Source organism: Bacillus sp. N12A5 (assembly GCF_026790125.1).
In the GTDB taxonomy this organism is placed as follows: domain Bacteria; phylum Bacillota; class Bacilli; order Bacillales; family Bacillaceae; genus Bacillus.
The window spans coordinates 516,618-532,676 of record NZ_JALAMR010000002.1; the positions used below are offsets into that span (position 1 = coordinate 516,618).

At 43.8% G+C, this 16,059-nt stretch carries 19 protein-coding genes; 16 read left to right on the top strand and 3 right to left on the bottom strand.

The features are described from left to right. Positions 1-313 precede the first annotated feature (313 nt). Entirely contained in the window at positions 314-1,234 is a 921-nt protein-coding gene (ctaA, locus tag MOC09_RS03070; RefSeq protein WP_268360030.1) for a heme A synthase CtaA, read from the bottom strand. Positions 1,235-1,587: 353 nt separating this feature from the next. Between ctaA and cyoE the strand changes: the two genes are divergently transcribed. The 6 genes from cyoE (at position 1,588) to ctaG (ending at position 7,595) form a co-directional block, all read left to right on the top strand. Continuing rightward, on the top strand, positions 1,588-2,505 hold the full coding sequence (gene cyoE / locus MOC09_RS03075) for a heme o synthase (protein WP_268369515.1): 918 nt from the start codon (positions 1,588-1,590) through the stop codon (positions 2,503-2,505). A gap of 240 nt (positions 2,506-2,745) precedes the next feature. Then, positions 2,746-3,816 (top strand): cytochrome c oxidase subunit II, encoded by a 1,071-nt coding sequence (gene coxB, locus MOC09_RS03080; protein ID WP_268369517.1) that lies wholly within the window; start codon positions 2,746-2,748, stop codon positions 3,814-3,816. A 32-nt stretch (positions 3,817-3,848) separates the two neighbouring features. Continuing rightward, complete coding sequence (gene ctaD, locus MOC09_RS03085; protein WP_268369519.1) at positions 3,849-5,717, top strand: cytochrome c oxidase subunit I; 1,869 nt, start codon at positions 3,849-3,851, stop codon at positions 5,715-5,717. Continuing rightward, positions 5,717-6,340, top strand: coding sequence for a cytochrome c oxidase subunit III (gene ctaE, locus MOC09_RS03090; RefSeq protein ID WP_003221354.1), 624 nt, complete (start codon positions 5,717-5,719; stop codon positions 6,338-6,340). Before ctaD ends, ctaE begins: the two co-directional genes overlap by 1 nt. Positions 6,341-6,342: 2 nt before the next feature. Next, positions 6,343-6,675, top strand: a complete 333-nt coding sequence (gene ctaF / locus MOC09_RS03095; protein WP_268360027.1) for a cytochrome c oxidase subunit IVB — start codon at positions 6,343-6,345, stop codon at positions 6,673-6,675. Between the two features lie 26 nt (positions 6,676-6,701). Then, positions 6,702-7,595: a cytochrome c oxidase assembly factor CtaG gene (ctaG, locus tag MOC09_RS03100; protein ID WP_268369520.1), complete on the top strand. Its 894-nt coding sequence runs from the start codon at positions 6,702-6,704 to the stop codon at positions 7,593-7,595. Positions 7,596-7,626: 31 nt separating this feature from the next. On the opposite strand, the gene MOC09_RS03105 is transcribed toward ctaG, so the two are convergent. After that, the gene (locus MOC09_RS03105; RefSeq protein ID WP_268369521.1) at positions 7,627-7,989 is read right to left on the bottom strand and encodes a YugN family protein; all 363 of its coding nucleotides are present in this window, start codon (positions 7,987-7,989) and stop codon (positions 7,627-7,629) included. A gap of 138 nt (positions 7,990-8,127) precedes the next feature. On the opposite strand from MOC09_RS03105, the gene MOC09_RS03110 reads away from it, so the two are divergent. From MOC09_RS03110 to coaD, 8 genes are all read left to right on the top strand, one after another. Beyond that, entirely contained in the window at positions 8,128-8,574 is a 447-nt protein-coding gene (locus tag MOC09_RS03110) for a CBS domain-containing protein (protein ID WP_268369522.1), read from the top strand. 81 nt (positions 8,575-8,655) lie between these two features. Then, positions 8,656-9,696 carry a CAP domain-containing protein gene (locus tag MOC09_RS03115; RefSeq protein ID WP_268369524.1) on the top strand — a complete coding sequence of 347 codons (1,041 nt, stop codon included), beginning with the start codon at positions 8,656-8,658 and terminating at the stop codon, positions 9,694-9,696. A gap of 207 nt (positions 9,697-9,903) precedes the next feature. Beyond that, positions 9,904-10,302 (top strand): YlbD family protein, encoded by a 399-nt coding sequence (locus tag MOC09_RS03120; protein WP_268360022.1) that lies wholly within the window; start codon positions 9,904-9,906, stop codon positions 10,300-10,302. 15 nt (positions 10,303-10,317) lie between these two features. Next, positions 10,318-10,557: a YlbE-like family protein gene (locus tag MOC09_RS03125; protein ID WP_014113693.1), complete on the top strand. Its 240-nt coding sequence runs from the start codon at positions 10,318-10,320 to the stop codon at positions 10,555-10,557. 106 nt (positions 10,558-10,663) lie between these two features. Then, positions 10,664-11,113, top strand: coding sequence for a regulatory iron-sulfur-containing complex subunit RicF (gene ricF / locus MOC09_RS03130; protein WP_003221370.1), 450 nt, complete (start codon positions 10,664-10,666; stop codon positions 11,111-11,113). A 54-nt stretch (positions 11,114-11,167) separates the two neighbouring features. Beyond that, the gene (locus MOC09_RS03135) at positions 11,168-11,440 is read left to right on the top strand and encodes a YlbG family protein (protein WP_268369526.1); all 273 of its coding nucleotides are present in this window, start codon (positions 11,168-11,170) and stop codon (positions 11,438-11,440) included. Between the two features lie 325 nt (positions 11,441-11,765). Beyond that, on the top strand, positions 11,766-12,320 hold the full coding sequence (gene rsmD / locus MOC09_RS03140) for a 16S rRNA (guanine(966)-N(2))-methyltransferase RsmD (protein WP_268360020.1): 555 nt from the start codon (positions 11,766-11,768) through the stop codon (positions 12,318-12,320). Positions 12,321-12,324: 4 nt separating this feature from the next. Continuing rightward, positions 12,325-12,810 carry a pantetheine-phosphate adenylyltransferase gene (gene coaD, locus MOC09_RS03145; RefSeq protein WP_268360019.1) on the top strand — a complete coding sequence of 162 codons (486 nt, stop codon included), beginning with the start codon at positions 12,325-12,327 and terminating at the stop codon, positions 12,808-12,810. A gap of 10 nt (positions 12,811-12,820) precedes the next feature. On the opposite strand, the gene spoVV is transcribed toward coaD, so the two are convergent. Next, a complete protein-coding gene (spoVV, locus tag MOC09_RS03150; RefSeq protein ID WP_268360018.1) occupies positions 12,821-14,047 on the bottom strand; it encodes a dipicolinic acid transporter SpoVV in 1,227 nt (408 codons plus the stop codon). A 180-nt stretch (positions 14,048-14,227) separates the two neighbouring features. Here spoVV and MOC09_RS03155 point away from each other — a divergent pair, with 180 nt between their 5' ends. Both MOC09_RS03155 and ddcP read left to right on the top strand, forming a co-directional pair. Further along, entirely contained in the window at positions 14,228-15,010 is a 783-nt protein-coding gene (locus tag MOC09_RS03155) for a patatin family protein (RefSeq protein WP_268360017.1), read from the top strand. A 1-nt stretch (position 15,011) separates the two neighbouring features. Continuing rightward, positions 15,012-16,037 carry a protease DdcP gene (gene ddcP, locus MOC09_RS03160; RefSeq protein ID WP_268369528.1) on the top strand — a complete coding sequence of 342 codons (1,026 nt, stop codon included), beginning with the start codon at positions 15,012-15,014 and terminating at the stop codon, positions 16,035-16,037. The last annotated feature ends 22 nt before the right edge of the window (positions 16,038-16,059 follow it).

Sequence of the window (16,059 nt, forward strand, 5' to 3'; positions counted from 1 at the left end):
CTTTTATTTTCTGAAAAAACAGAGTGAAACAAATGAAAATTGTTGGTGAATTTGAAGTATGATATGAACCATGAATATTTCTTTTTGACACTATCTGTTTTTTAGTGTGGCGCGGCAATAGGGGACTTTATTTGCATATATGAAGCGTTACATATGTTTCGTAGGCTGATGGATGAACTGATGCTTAAGATGACGCAAGATACGATTGCAGCGTGATCATCAGGTTCAGCGGAGACTGTCATTGAAACGTATGAAGCGGCAAAAAACATGACATAAAAAAGACCAAAGCATAGGAAGCTTTGGTCTAGAATCATTATGCTTGTCTGGATTCATAACGGAAGCGTGCAATTAATAATAAGAAATAGCATAGAACGCCAAACAGGCAGGCAATAAAGAACGAGTGGGCAAGTGCAAAGCCCAGAGCTAATTCAGTATACACGATCATAATACCGGACAGCGCCTGTAATATGATAAAAATAAGACATGCGATCCAGCCCCAAAAGATCTGTTTTTGATCTTTATAGGAAGTAATAGCATGAACAGCAGCAACAATAATCCATACAAACAGCAGCAGGGCTGCTGCTCTGTGGCCCATTTGCACCCATTCATGGAATTGAGTCGGAAGCCCATTGTTTAGCGGACTGCACAGCGGCACATCAGGACACGCCAAACTGGATTCTGTATGTCTTACATATGCGCCTGTATACACAACGATATAGGAATATATTAAAATTCCTATCATGTGAAATTGCATTTTTTTGCCGATTTGAAGCGGTTTAACCAGTTTTCTCACTGATTTATCGGCTTCAAATATGAGCAATGTCAAAATGAGCACTGAAGCGAAAGATATCAATGAGATGCCAAAGTGAAGCGCCATAATCAGCGCGTTTGAACCGAATACGACAGCCAATGCGCCAAGCAATGCCTGCAGAAATAAAAAGATAATAGACATAATCGCGAGAAACGTTGTTTCACGAAAAATAGGCGTGATTTTTTTCCATGACCAAAATGCAAGGCTTAACACAAGGATAATAGAAATCCCGCTTGCAAATCTGTGGCTCCATTCAATAATTGAAGCTGGATTCAGTTCAGGGAAAAAACGGCCGTGACACAACGGCCATTGTCTGCCGCATCCTTGGCCGGAACCAGTTTTTGTAACGAGGGCACCCCCGATTAAAACAATCAGCATGACAAATGTTGTCAGAACACCGAGAGCTTTTAATGCTTTATTCATTAATATTCACCTTCTTAACATACTGCTGCAATTTTATATACGTACCAAGTGTAAGCGAATATGTGTTTTGTGGCAATTCTTAGAGCCCTTTGTTCACAAAAATATAATAGAATGGCGGCTTCCGGAAAATGTACCCTTGATTATTCATGCCGGGTCTGATAGAAATAAGGTAAACGCATTGCCGATTTGGCGATTGCCTTCAGCTTTATGTAAAATTCATAAAAAGTTCACAAATAAATTCCTGTTTGTCGTTTAATATTTAATAGGATGTTTTTTTACAAGATGTTATCTTGTATGATAGAGTTGCAGGTTTTTTATTCTCCTGCGTTAGGTTTGTAAGGGAGGTTTACGTTATGGCTAACTCCAGAATCTTAAATGATACAGCTATAGACGGACAAATTGAAGAAACAACGGCGTGGAAAGATTTTCTGTCCCTTATTAAAATAGGGATCGTCAATTCTAATCTCATCACGACTTTTACTGGAATGTGGCTTGCACTGCATATTTCCGGTTTAAGTTTTTTAGGCAATATAAACACCGTTCTTCTTACATTAATCGGGTCTTCTCTGATTATTGCGGGCTCCTGCGCGATCAATAACTGGTATGACCGGGATATTGACCATGTTATGGAGCGCACGAAAGTAAGACCTACGGTTACGGGTAAAATTCAGCCGAATCAGGCATTATGGTCTGGAATTTTACTGGTTGCTTTAGGATTGATTATGCTGCTGATGACAACTGTCATGGCTGCTGTTATCGGTTTTATCGGAGTCTTTACGTATGTTGTGTTGTACACAATGTGGACGAAACGCCGCTATACGATTAACACCGTAGTAGGAAGTGTTTCCGGCGCAGTGCCGCCGCTTATTGGGTGGACAGCAGTGGAAGGCAATATCGGTGTCGTGGCATGGGTATTATTCATGATTTTATTTATTTGGCAGATTCCTCATTTCTTAGCACTGGCTATTAAGAAAACCGAGGATTACAGGGCTGCAAATATTCCGATGCTTCCTGTCGTATACGGATTTGAAGTGACAAAAAGGCAAATTATTGTCTGGGTTGCGTGTCTGATGCCGCTTCCGTTTTTCCTTGGAAGCCTTGGTCTTCCGATTGTCATCCTCGGCTTGCTGTTGAATATCGGCTGGCTGATTCTCGGCTTGATGGGCTTCCGGACCAAGAATATCATGAAGTGGGCAACACAGATGTTTGTTTACTCGCTTAATTACATGACAATCTATTTCGTTGCCATGGTTGTCTTGACTCTTTTCTAAAAAAATAGATACGTTGCTTGTTTTATCGCTTCAAAATAAACGATGACAACTAGTAAATGCCGCCTTGACCTCTTGTTTAATCAGGCGGCTTTACTTTTATACATAGATGGCATTTTGAGTAAAAACACTCATAATTTAAGAGAAGAGGAAATGTAAGTGCTTTATTGGTGGCAGGCTGGATTGCGGTGAATGTCGATCTGCTCTCCGCCTTTGTATTGACGAGAAAAGGGGTTGGGTGAAATGGTAAAGCATTGGCGTCTTATTTCATTATTAGCCTTAGTGCCGCTTCTATTAAGCGGATGTGGAAAACCTTTTTTATCCACGCTCAAGCCTGCTGGCGAGGTGGCTGATAAACAGTATGACCTGACAGTGCTCAGCACATTGATTATGGTGGTTGTTGTTGCAGTAGTATCTGTTATCTTCTTTTATGTGATTGTGAGATTCAGAAGGTCACGGGTCGGTGAGAATACAATACCGAAACAGGTAGAGGGGAATAAAATCTTAGAAATCACATGGACCGTGATCCCGATTTTGCTGCTTATTATTCTTGTGATCCCTGTCGTATTATATACGCTTGAGCTTGCGGATACATCACCGATGGATAAGAAAGGCCGAAAAGCCGAGGATGCTCTCGTAGTCAATGTCCGGGCAAATTTATACTGGTGGGAGTTTGAATACCCTGATTACGGCATTATTACAAGCCAGGAGCTGATTGTGCCGACTGACCAGCGTGTATATTTTAATTTAAAAGCCTCAGATGTCAAACATTCCTTCTGGATTCCTTCAGTTGGAGGAAAACTTGATACGAATACGGATAATGAAAATAAGTTTTTCCTGACATTTGATTCAAAACGAAGCAAAGAGGCAGGAGATATGTTTTTTGGGAAGTGTGCAGAGCTTTGCGGTCCTTCACACGCGCTGATGGACTTTAAGGTAAAGACGATGTCTGCAAAAGAATTTAAGGGCTGGACAAAAGAAATGAAAAACTATAGATCTACAGCTGAGAGCGATCTGGCTAAGCAGGGCGAAGAACTGTTTAAAGAGAAGAACTGCCTGAGCTGCCATGCGGTAGAGCCGAATGATAAGCGTGCAGAAGCAGCGAGAACCGCTCCTAACCTGGCGACCTTCGGTGAAAGGGCAAAGGTAGCAGGGGTGAAAGAGTCCAACGAAGAAAATGTGAAGGCTTGGCTGAAGGATCCTGAGAGCATAAAGCCTGGGAACAAAATGACAGGAACATATCCGAAGCTCTCAGACAGTGAAACAGATGCGCTTTATGAATACTTAAAAGGGTTAAAATCGGAAAGCAAGTAGGGAAGAAAGGGAGATATTGGGGGAGGTCACATATGTTGAATGCGCTTACAGAAAAGCGGACGCGCGGATCTATGCTTTGGGATTATTTGACGACGGTGGACCATAAAAAAATTGCAATTCTTTACTTAGTGGCAGGGGGACTCTTCTTTGTTGTCGGGGGTATAGAGGCGATGTTTATCAGAATCCAGCTGGCAAAGCCGGAAAATGATTTTCTCAGCGCCCAAATGTACAATGAAGTGATGACGATGCATGGAACGACAATGATCTTTCTGGCTGCGATGCCGCTCTTATTTGCCTTAATGAATGCGGTCGTGCCTTTGCAGATCGGGGCTCGGGATGTTTCGTTTCCATTCCTAAATGCGCTAGGTTTTTGGCTCTTCTTTTTCGGAGGCATTTTCTTAAATCTAAGTTGGTTTTTGGGCGGAGGGCCAGACGCGGGCTGGACGTCATATGCCTCACTTTCGCTTCATTCAGCAGGGCACGGCATCGACTTTTTCGTCCTCGGACTGCAAATATCGGGGCTCGGGACGCTGATAGCCGGGATTAACTTTTTGGCCACGATTATCAATATGAGGGCCCCGGGCATGACGTACATGAGACTGCCTTTGTTTACATGGACGACATTTGTGGCCTCGGCATTGATTTTGTTTGCATTTCCGCCGCTTACCGTCGGATTGGCTCTGATGATGCTTGATCGGCTGTTCGGCACCAATTTCTTTAATCCGGAGCTTGGCGGGAATACGGTCATTTGGGAGCATTTGTTTTGGATCTTTGGCCATCCGGAAGTGTATATCTTAATTTTGCCTGCATTCGGTATTTTTTCAGAGGTCATTCCTGTGTTCGCCAGAAAGCGTTTGTTTGGGTATTCTTCAATGGTTTTTGCCATCGTGCTCATTGGCTTTTTGGGCTTTATGGTTTGGGTGCACCACATGTTTACGACAGGTCTCGGGCCGATTGCAAATGCGATTTTTGCAGTTGCGACAATGGCTATCGCGATTCCGACCGGGATTAAAATTTTTAACTGGCTTTTGACGATCTGGGGAGGAAATGTAAAGTATACAACTGCTATGCTGTATGCCGTCTCATTTATTCCGTCCTTCGTGCTCGGCGGTGTAACAGGGGTCATGCTGGCAGCGGCAGCTGCTGATTATCAGTTCCATGATACGTATTTTGTAGTGGCACACTTCCACTACGTCATTATTGGCGGTGTGGTATTCGGCCTTCTAGCAGGTGTTCATTTCTGGTGGCCGAAAATGTTCGGTAAGATTCTGCATGAAACGATGGGGAAAATTTCATTTGTATTGTTTTTTATCGGCTTTCATCTCACGTTTTTCATTCAGCATTTTGTCGGTTTGATGGGGATGCCGCGCCGGGTTTATACGTTTTTGCCAGGCCAGGGTCTTGAAACCGGCAACTTGATCAGTACGATCGGGGCGTTCTTTATGGCGGCAGCTGTTATTCTTCTTTTGATCAATGTCATTTGGACATCTGTAAAAGGTGAATATGTCGGAGCCGATCCATGGCAGGACGGACGTACGCTTGAATGGACCGTTTCTTCACCGCCGCCGGAATATAACTTTAAACAGCTTCCTTTTGTCAGAGGGCTTGATCCGTTTTGGATCGAGAAGCAAGCGGGCCACAAATCAATGACGCCGGCAGAACCGGTTGATGATATTCATATGCCGAATGGCTCAATCCTGCCGTTCATCATTTCGTTCGGTCTCTTTGTCGCAGCGTTCGGGCTGCTGTACAGAGCCGATCACGCGTGGGGCCTGCCAGTGATCTTTATCGGACTCGGCATCACATTTATTACGATGCTGCTTCGCTCAGTAATTGATGACCACGGCTATCACATTCATAAAGAGGAACTGCCGAACGATGATAAAGGGGTGAAGGCATAATGCAAATTGAAGAAAAATTCACCGCAGAAACCTTTCCAGCTTCTCCCGAAAAAGTAACACTGGAGGGGAAAAATAAATTTTTAGGCTTTTGGCTTTTTCTTGGGGGAGAGACTGTTCTGTTCGCGTCTCTCTTTGCCACGTTTCTCGCACTCCGGAATTCAAACGCCGGTGATCCGCCTACAACGGAAATGTTCGATGTAACTCTTGTATTTATCGCCACAATGCTGCTATTAACGAGCAGTTTAACGAGTGTGTACGCAATGTACCACATGAAGAACTTTTCCTTCGGCAAAATGCAGCTTTGGCTGGGAATTACGATCTTATTGGGGGCGGGCTTTTTAGGACTGGAAATCTATGAGTTTAAGCATTACACCCATGAGTTTGGCTTTACCATTACAAGCTCTGCGCTCGGTTCCGCCTTTTACACGCTTGTCGGTACACACGGCGCCCACGTAGCATTTGGGCTTATGTGGATCAGTACGCTGATGATCCGCAATGCCAAGAGGGGGCTGAACCTGTATACGGCGCCTAAGTTTTATGTTGCCAGCCTTTATTGGCACTTTATTGATGTCGTGTGGGTCTTCATCTTTACCGTTGTATATTTAATGGGGATGGTGGGATAAACATGGTCGGTAAAAAAAGCAGGGGGCAAATTAACAGCGACCTTGAATTTAAGAAAAAGAAGCACGCTCAAGAGATGAAATATCAGGTTTTGTCTTTTGGTTTAATGATCGGTCTTACGATCGTTGCATTTCTGACTGTGGCAACGGACGGTGTCGGCAGCTGGTTTACGATTCCTTTCATTATTCTGCTTGCTGCCATTCAAGTCATCTTCCAGCTGTATTATTTCATGCATATGAATCAAAAAGGGCATGAGGCGCCGGCATTGTTTCTGTATTCAGGGGTGTTTGTCGCGTTTATCACTGTGTTAGCGTTTGTCACAATTATATGGTGGTAATTTGAACAGCCGCCGGAGGTGAAGTAATGAATCAATTAGAGGTATTTGGGTTTCGCGCGATGTGGAGCCCTTATCTTTTTTGTATCCTTTTAGGCATTACGGTGCTTTATCTTTATTTTTACAGGCGAATGTCTTCAAAGCCAAATCGAATAACTGGTAAAGAGATGGTGTGCTTTCTGTCGGCGATGCTGTTTTTATATGCAGCCGAGGGAAGCCCGGTTGATTTGCTCGGGCATATTATGTTCAGCGCGCACATGGTGCAGATGGCTGTCCTGTATTTGGTCGTCCCGCCGCTATTAATCGCAGGCATTCCTGCATGGCTTTGGGAGAAAATCATTTTCAGGCCTGCCATTAAACCGATTTTTTCATTTTTCACGACGCCTTTAATTGCTTTGCTTTTATTTAACGGCATTTTTTCCTTCTATCATGTTCCGCTTATATTTGATACTGTCAAAACGGATTCGCTTTACCACACATTAATGACTTGGCTCATCTTTGTGCTTTCGTTTTTGATGTGGTGGCCGCTGGTTCATAAGGTAGAGCGTCTCCGGCAGCTCAGCGGCTTGATGAAGCTGGGATATATTATGGCGGACGGTATGCTGCTCACGCCCGCTTGCGCGCTGATTATGTTCAGCGGCGCGCCATTATACGCCACCTATACTGATCCGTCTGCGTGGGCTGAGGCAATGAAGCTTTGTGTGCCCGCGGATATGATGGGGCAGGTCCCATTAACAGGACCGGAAATATTTAATACACTGCCTTTGTTAGAGGATCAGCAGCTCGGAGCAGTCATGATGAAAATCATTCAGGAAATTGTGTACGGGACTTTTTTGGCGATTGTTTTTTTTCAATGGGTGAAGAAAGAAAGAGAAAAGGACGGGCAGGAGGAACCGCCTTATATTCAGCAGACGATATCATAAAGGGTACAGCAGAATATGCTGTACCTTTTCATTACATTTGAACTGTTTTTAACATGTCGGATATGTCCTGAATCAGTGCCTTGCTTTTTGTCACAACTTGTACGGGAAAGTCTTCTGTTTCTCCATATTCTACACCGTGGGGGTAGTAATGCTTGCCTAAAAGAGGGGACATTAATTCAATCACGGCGCGGCCGCTTCCAACATCGCCCTCTGTCGCAATGCCTTGAATCCGAAGATAAAACGTACCCTCAATCGTCGAAAACTTCCTGTCATAGGTGACTCTTTCGTAATCCCATTGCCCCGCTCTGATGAGACCTTTGCTTTCCATCAAGTCATCCAGCCAGCTGAGCTCAGCCTTTACCCCTTCAAGTCCGCTTTCAGTAAACTTCAACACTGACCCCTCCTTATAAAAATTACCTTTCCTGACAATCATAGTATGAAAGCGTTAAACTTTCAATGAATCTTCTTCTTTTGAAAGTATGCAAAAAATAAATTTTGACGACAATAGCACTAGACAAAGGAGGTTATACGGATGACAAAAATAAAAGATCTGATGACGGCCGACTTGCAATATTGTACGGTATTAGATAATGTATATGAAGCTGCAGTAAAGATGAAGGATGCGAATGTAGGTGCGATTCCGGTAGTTGATGAGGACGGAGAAACACTGGTCGGCATCGTAACCGACCGTGATCTCGTGTTAAGAGGAATTGCGATCAAAAAACCGAATTCGCAAAAAATCACTGACGCGATGACTGAAAAACCTGTTAGTGTGGATGAAGATGCTTCAGTCGATGAGGTTCTTCATTTGATGGCATCACATCAGCTCAGGAGAATACCTGTTACAAAAAACAAAAAGCTGACTGGAATGGTCACACTTGGCGATCTAGCATTATCTGAGCAAACGAATGAACGTGCCGGCAATGCCTTATCGGATATTTCCGAGGGTGATAACAGAGAAGAAGGCTTTTTTCATTAACACATAAATTTTTGACATGTTAAATAGGCTGTATTGTAATGAGATGTAAAGCAAGACATGGATTCGCACGGGGGTGATAGATTGAAAAATATATTGAGAGCAATGGTTATCCTCTTGATTATCTGCGGAACTTATGTTCTGTTTATTCAATATGGATCTGTTCCTGAAAAGAAATCAAATGACAGCGAGCCTCAAGTATCGAACGAGGAAGCGCATAGCGGCAAACGAATACATATGCCGACTTCAGGGTTATTGTCCTTTATGGGCAAGTCCGCCGATGATGTAACGAAAAAGCTGGGGGAACCTGAACGCATTGACCCTTCAGCTTATGATTACGATTGGTGGGTATACAATCAAGGAAAAGACCAATATATCCAAATCGGGGTATTAAACAATAAAGTGGTTACATTATTTGCGGCAGGAAATGATATTAATGCCAAGCCTTTCAAAATTGGAGAATCAACCGGAGACGTATTCAAGACGACCCAGGTAGCACCGTTTGTGAATGTAGAGTATAAAGGAAATTCCTATCGGTTTGAGTTTTCTGAAGAGGATATCAACACCCGGCCGACTGTAAAGGTTGGAAAGATGTATGTCCAGCTGTATATGGACAAATTTGAGGGGAAGCTGTCCAGCATCAGGGCGTTTGATGCGCAAACCTTTGTAAAGCAAAGACCTTATGAGGTTGTGTACCGCGGTGAATTAATTAAACCGAAAGCCGTTTCAGATGATAAGTGGAAAAAGATCCAAACGACGAGCGAAAAGCAAATACTTGATTTGACGAATGTCATACGTGTTAAACATGGGCTTGCGAAGCTTGAGTGGGATCAGCCGACGGCGGAAGTGGCCTTCGGACATAGTGAGGATATGAAAGAAAATAATTATTTCTCCCATGTCTCCAAAAAATACGGCACGCTGAAAGACCGCTTAGAAAAAGGGCATGTTGACTTTCAGCAAGCGGGAGAAAATATCGCATACAATTATGTAGACGGTCCGGCCGCTGTAGAAGGCTGGCTGAATAGTGAAGGGCATCGAAAAGCGCTTCTGAATTCAGATTATACGCATCTTGGAGTCGGAGTAGACCGAAAATATTACACCCAAAATTTTATTAAACGATGGTAATGAAAAGCCTCGGACGAATGGTTCCGCGGCTTTTTTATTTCCTGAAAGGCTGGACGGCTTGAGGGCACGGAAGCCTTCAATAACGGCTTTTTAGGAGAGGATATGGGTTAAAGCAGAAAATTCAATCCTGAATGAATATAGGCGAACACAATGCTTCACAAAACGATACATTGTAGTAGGTATCGATTTTCGGAGGGGGTGAGGATTGTGGCGAATCAACATGCCAATCATTCTATCAATGACTTTAAACAATTCGTCAAAAAGCATCCCAAGCTGATAAAAGAAGTGCGTAAAGAACAAAGAAGCTGGCAGGACGTATATGAAAATTGGGTCCTCTTCGGGGAGAGCGACCCGATTTGGGATCCATATCGGGAACCGGAAGAAGCTGCGGAAGCTGTGCCTGAAACAACACAAAAAAATGATTTTGTCTCTAAAATGGTGACAGCGGTGAAAAAGATGGATGTCAATCAAATGAACGAACAAATCAATAAAATGAGCCAGTCCATCTCGTCGTTGCAAAGTCTTCTTCATACATTTTCCGGAAGCAGCCAGAAGCAATCTCAGCCAGGGTCTGGACAGCATCCTTTTTCTTTTCGAAAGGATTAAAAAAGGGGAGCTTATATGCGCAAAGAGGTTCAGGAATTTATTTTAGCAAACGAAGAACGGAAACGGTTCATTAGAGAACAGCCGATATGGTACCGCAGGCTTTCGAGAAAACCGGATGATCTGTCCTCCTTTCAGCTTGAGATGATGAACTTTTATGAAAAAACCATACCGCACCGGGTGAACCAATTTACAAACGGAATTCAAATGGCGCAAATGATGATGCAAATGTTTCAAGCGATGCGGACAAAAGATTAAAAGGCCCTGAATGAGGGCCTTTTTTCGTGAGATTGTTTACGGGCTGCGGTTAAGCATTTTCCAATTGGCTGGTTTCATGGTAAACTAACAACTGGAGGTGCGTGTTATGTATGCGACGATGGAATCCGTGCGGCTTCAAAGTGAAGCTCAGCAGCTTGCCGAGATGATTCTTCAGTCGGAGACGGCTGAGAACTACCGCAATTGTTACAAGCGTCTCCAGGAAGATGAAGAGGCAGGGCGGATTATTCGTTCTTTTATCAAAATAAAAGAGCAGTATGAGGATGTACAGCGTTTTGGCAAATATCATCCTGACTATAGAGAAATATCCCGGAAAATGAGGGAGATCAAGCGGGAGCTGGATCTGAACGATAAGGTGGCTGACTTCAAGAGAGCTGAAAATGAGCTCCAGTCTATTCTTGATGAGGTTAGCGTCGAGATCGGGACAGCTGTTTCAGAGCATGTGAAAGTTCCGACTGGGAACCCATATTTTGACGGTTTGTCTTCATGCGGAGGCGGCTGCGGTTCAGGCGGAAGCTGCGGATGCAAAGTATCCTGACGAGACTGGCCGTCTCGTCTTTTACATATAAGAGAAATCAGGCAGGTGATTGTATTGGAGAATAGGCGCCAGGGCATGATTGTGTATCTGCATTCCTTAAAGCACAGCAAAATGCTGAGGAAGTTCGGAAATGTACACTATGTATCAAAACGCTTAAAGTATGTCGTGCTGTATTGCGATATGGACCAAATTGAAAAAACAATGGACAAGATCGCATCTTATTCGTTCGTGAAAAAAGTGGAGCCTTCTTATAAACCGTTTTTAAAATTGGAATTCGAGTCAAAGCTTGATAAAGCAAAAGAATACGATTATAAAATTGGAATATAGCTGTATAAAAAAATCCCCGCAGGCTTCTGCGGGGTCCTTCTATTCCTTAACATGTTAAGGAGAAGGCAAAGGGAGAGGAGAAACCGGAGGAAGAACTTATGGGGAAACGTAAGTCTTCTCCGCGGTTGGCAACAACATCCTCTAGATGCTGTTGCTTTTAGTATGGACAAGGATCAGTCTGCCTATACACCGGTTTATGAAGATTGGCGTTCATTGTTTGAAAGAATGCTTTATGTTAAGATAGGATTGATTTTTTTCTATGTACATAGCGGCGTACGGCCGAACCTAGAAACAAAAAAAGCTTTTAGAAAAAGTGGTGTGGAACATGAGAGTAATTTCTGGATCAAAAAAAGGCCGTTCACTAAAGGCTGTGCCGGGAACATCAACAAGACCGACAACCGATAAAGTGAAGGAATCCATTTTCAATATGATCGGCCCTTATTTTGACGGAGGCAGGGGACTAGACTTATTCGCGGGGAGCGGAGGACTAGGAATCGAAGCGCTTTCACGCGGGTTTGAGCATTGCATATTTGTTGACCGTGATTTTAAAGCGATTCAAACGGTAAAATCCAATTTAAAAACACTTGAGCTTACAAAACAAGCACAGGTGTACCGCAATGATGCAGAACGGGCCCTGCACGCTGCCGCCAAAAGAGAAACTGGCTTTCACGGCATATTTCTTGATCCGCCGTATAAGGAACAGAAGCTAAAAGCGCTCTTAACGATGATTGACGAATATCAAATGCTGGAAGAAGACGGCTTTATCGTTGCTGAGCATGACAAAGACGTTGCGCTTCCCGAAACTGTAGGAGATCTTGTGATGACAAGAAAAGAAACCTATGGGCTTACAGGGGTGGCGATTTATAAAAAGAGGGGGTAGTGTTGTGGCGAGTATAGCTGTCTGTCCCGGCAGTTTTGATCCGGTGACCTATGGGCATCTGGACATCATCAGACGCGGGGCGCATATTTTTGAACAAGTGTATGTATGTGTGCTTAATAATTCTTCAAAAAAGCCTTTGTTCAGTGTTGAAGAGCGTTGTGAGCTTTTGAGAGAAGTAACAAAAGACATTCCGAATATAACAGTTGAAACGTCGCAAGGGCTGTTAATTGATTATGCAAAAAAGAAAAATGCGAAAGCGATTTTAAGAGGCCTGAGAGCGGTATCAGATTTTGAATACGAGATGCAGGGGACATCCGTAAACCGTGTGCTTGATGAATCCATTGAGACGTTTTTTATGATGACAAATAACCAATATTCGTTTTTAAGTTCAAGCATCGTAAAAGAAGTGGCGAGATACAATGGCTCGGTATCAGAGTTTGTTCCGCCTGAAGTAGAGCTGGCGCTTCAGCAAAAATTCAGACAAGGATGAGGGTTTTGACTCATCCTTTTTTTGTTCCGTTTGTCAGTCTGTAAGAAAAAATGATAATGTACGTAAACAGCGCGCACAATGTGACAGCAGGTCCAACCTGTACAAGCAGATTCCAGCCATTTATAAGCGCTGTTGGCATTTCGCCGCTATTAAGAGATTTGAATACATATTGATACGGATCATGCCATGCCATGTATAGAGGTTTCCATAAAAGCATGACGAAAACAGCAGCATAAACGCCCTGCAGTAAACGTGCAATAAAAAATGGTTTAAATCTGATATCGGTTTCTGATAAAATACCTGCCACCTGGGCTTGAACGGAAAAGCCGCTAAACCCGAGAATAAAGCTGACGATAATGGCTTTTTGAAGTAGAGAAACATCCGTCTCGCTGACAAGCTTGCTTCCTAACGTGATTTCAAACATCCCTGACAAAAGAGGAATGTCCAATTGAGCCGGAAGCTGAAACAAGGCCAGCGCGCCTTTTGTGAAAACAGACAGAACATCTGTCAGCTGAACGACGGACAACAGCCGGTTAAAGACAGAAAATAAAATAATAAAGCCGCCTACCATAAGAAGCGTTTGAACAGAAGATGTCACAGCGTCGCCTAATATTTTGCCCAGTGGCCGTTTCTCTGCAAGCCTGGCCGCGTGGAGGGCGTGTAAAGCATCTTTGATCGAAGGAAAAGGGATCGTTTTTTTCCTTCTGAGATGCTGCTCTTCCTTACGGCCGTAGGAACGCATCGTTAAACCGACAGCCAGGTTCCCCAAATAATGCGCAGAAGCCAATAAAATGCCTAATGATGCATTTTGAAAGAAACCGACGGCGACCGCGCCAAAAATAAAGAGCGGGTTAGAAGAATTGGTAAACGACGCAAGCCTTTCTGCCTCAACTCTTGAAATCTGTTTTTCCTGCCGCAGACGGGCAGTGAGTTTTGCCCCCGCTGGGTTTCCTGATGCCATTCCCATAGCAAGCACGAAGCCGCCGACACCCGGCACACGAAAGATCGGCCGCATAAAAGGCTCTAGCAAAACACCGACAAACCGCACAATGCCAAATCCGATTAAGAGTTCAGACAGTATAAAAAATGGCAGCAACGACGGAAACACAACCTCCCACCACATAGAAAGCCCGGTTTTAGAGGCTTCGAATGAGGCCTGCGGATGTGAGATGACAGTCGCTGTTAAGAAAAGAAAAAACGAAGCAATCAAAAGTGTATTAATCTTCGACAAGTTCATTCTTACCTCCCCGATGCTAAAAATGCCCAATGACATATATATCATGATAAAATAATGTATGACACGAAACGGCCAAGCAGTACCTGTCCTCTTGATTCTTTGTACTAATATACGAGCATAGGGGTTCAGTTTAGACCATAGAATTCGGTATACAGGGAATTCAGGCAGGAGGTTAACGCGTTGGCCAAACCGAAAATCGGGTTAGCGTTAGGATCGGGAGGGGCCAGGGGGCTCGCTCATCTCGGTGTGCTTTCCAGTTTACATAAGCACCAAATTGAAGTGGATATGATTGCGGGGAGCAGCATGGGCGCTTTGGTGGGCAGTTTTTATGCCGCCGGCCATGACGTGGCAACGATGAAAAAAGTCGCCAAGGCCTTTAAACGGCGGCTTTATGCTGATTATACGGTGCCGCGGCTCGGCTTTTTAAAAGGTGACCGCGTCAGGCAGCTTGTGCATGCGTATACATTCGGAAAACCGATCGAAGAGCTTCAAATCCCGCTGGGCATTGTTGCGTGTGATTTACAGACCGGAGAAAAAATTGTGTTCCGCAAAGGATCAGTGTCAGATGCGGTGCGGGCCAGCATCAGCATACCGGGTATTTTTATTCCCCAGAAGCTGGATGGGCGGCTTCTTGTAGACGGTGCGGTTGTCGACCGAATTCCGGTTTCAGTAGTAAAGGACATGGGGGCTGATATTATCATCGCTTCAGATGTCTCCAGGGTTCGAAAAACCGAAACGGCGGCGCATATTTTTGATGTGATTATGCAAAGTATGGATATACTGCAAAATGAACTTGTACGACATCAAACGATTGCCGCTGATATCATGATTCGCCCTTCTCTTGAAACATACAGCTCCAGCTCGTTTGCCAATATTGATGAAATGATATCGGCAGGCGAGGAGGCGACAAACCGAATGATCAGCCAGATAAAAAAAGAAATAGAGAATTGGGAGGGCTCATAATTTGCTACGTAAAAAACATTTTAGCTGGATGCTTGTCATCCTCATTCTGATTGCCGTTTTATCATTTATAAAACTTCCATACTATATTACAAAACCGGGAGAAGCGACGGAGCTTGCTTCACTCATAAAGGTGGAGGGAGGCTATCCGGAAAAAGGGAGTTTGTCCTTAATGACTGTCAAAGTGGGACCGGCTAATCCATTTACATATGTGTGGGCAAAGATGCACCCTTATTATGAAATTGTTCCTGATGAAAGCATCAAGGAAGAAGGCGAATCAGATGAGGAGTATATGAAAAGGCAGCTCCAAATGATGAAAAGCTCGCAAGAAAACGCCGTTATAGCGGCCTATCAAAAGGCAGGGAAAAAAGTCACCTATTCCTTTAACGGCATTTACGCAAGCTCAGTTGTAGAAAACATGCCTGCAAAAGGGAAAATAGAAGTCGGTGATAAAATCATCAGCGCAGACGGCAAAAGCTATCAGTCTGCTGAAAAGCTGATTAATTATATCAGCAGCAAAAAAGCGGGAGATCAAGTTACGTTGAAAATAGAAAGAGAAGAAAAAGAAAAGAACGTCACCCTTACGTTAAAACAATTTCCTGATGAGCCGGAACGGGCAGGAATCGGTGTTTCGCTCTATACGGACAGAAACGTGAAAGTGAAGCCCGATATTGATTTTGAAATAGAAAATATCGGCGGCCCGTCAGCAGGGTTAATGATGTCACTTGAAATCTATAATCAGCTGACAAAAACAGACGAAACAAAAGGCTACGAAATTGCGGGAACAGGTACGATTGATGTTGACGGAACAGTAGGCCCGATCGGCGGCATTGATCAAAAAGTCGTCGCCGCAGACAAAGCCGGAAAAGATATTTTCTTCGCGCCAAATCAAAACGGCGCCAGCAATTCTGATTATAAAAATGCAGTGAAAACAGCAAAAGACATTGATTCAGATATGAAAATTGTGCCTGTTGATACGATGCAGGATGCAATTGATTATTTGAATAAGCTGAAAGCGAAAAGCACCTGAGTAGGGACTGACCCCCGTTTTT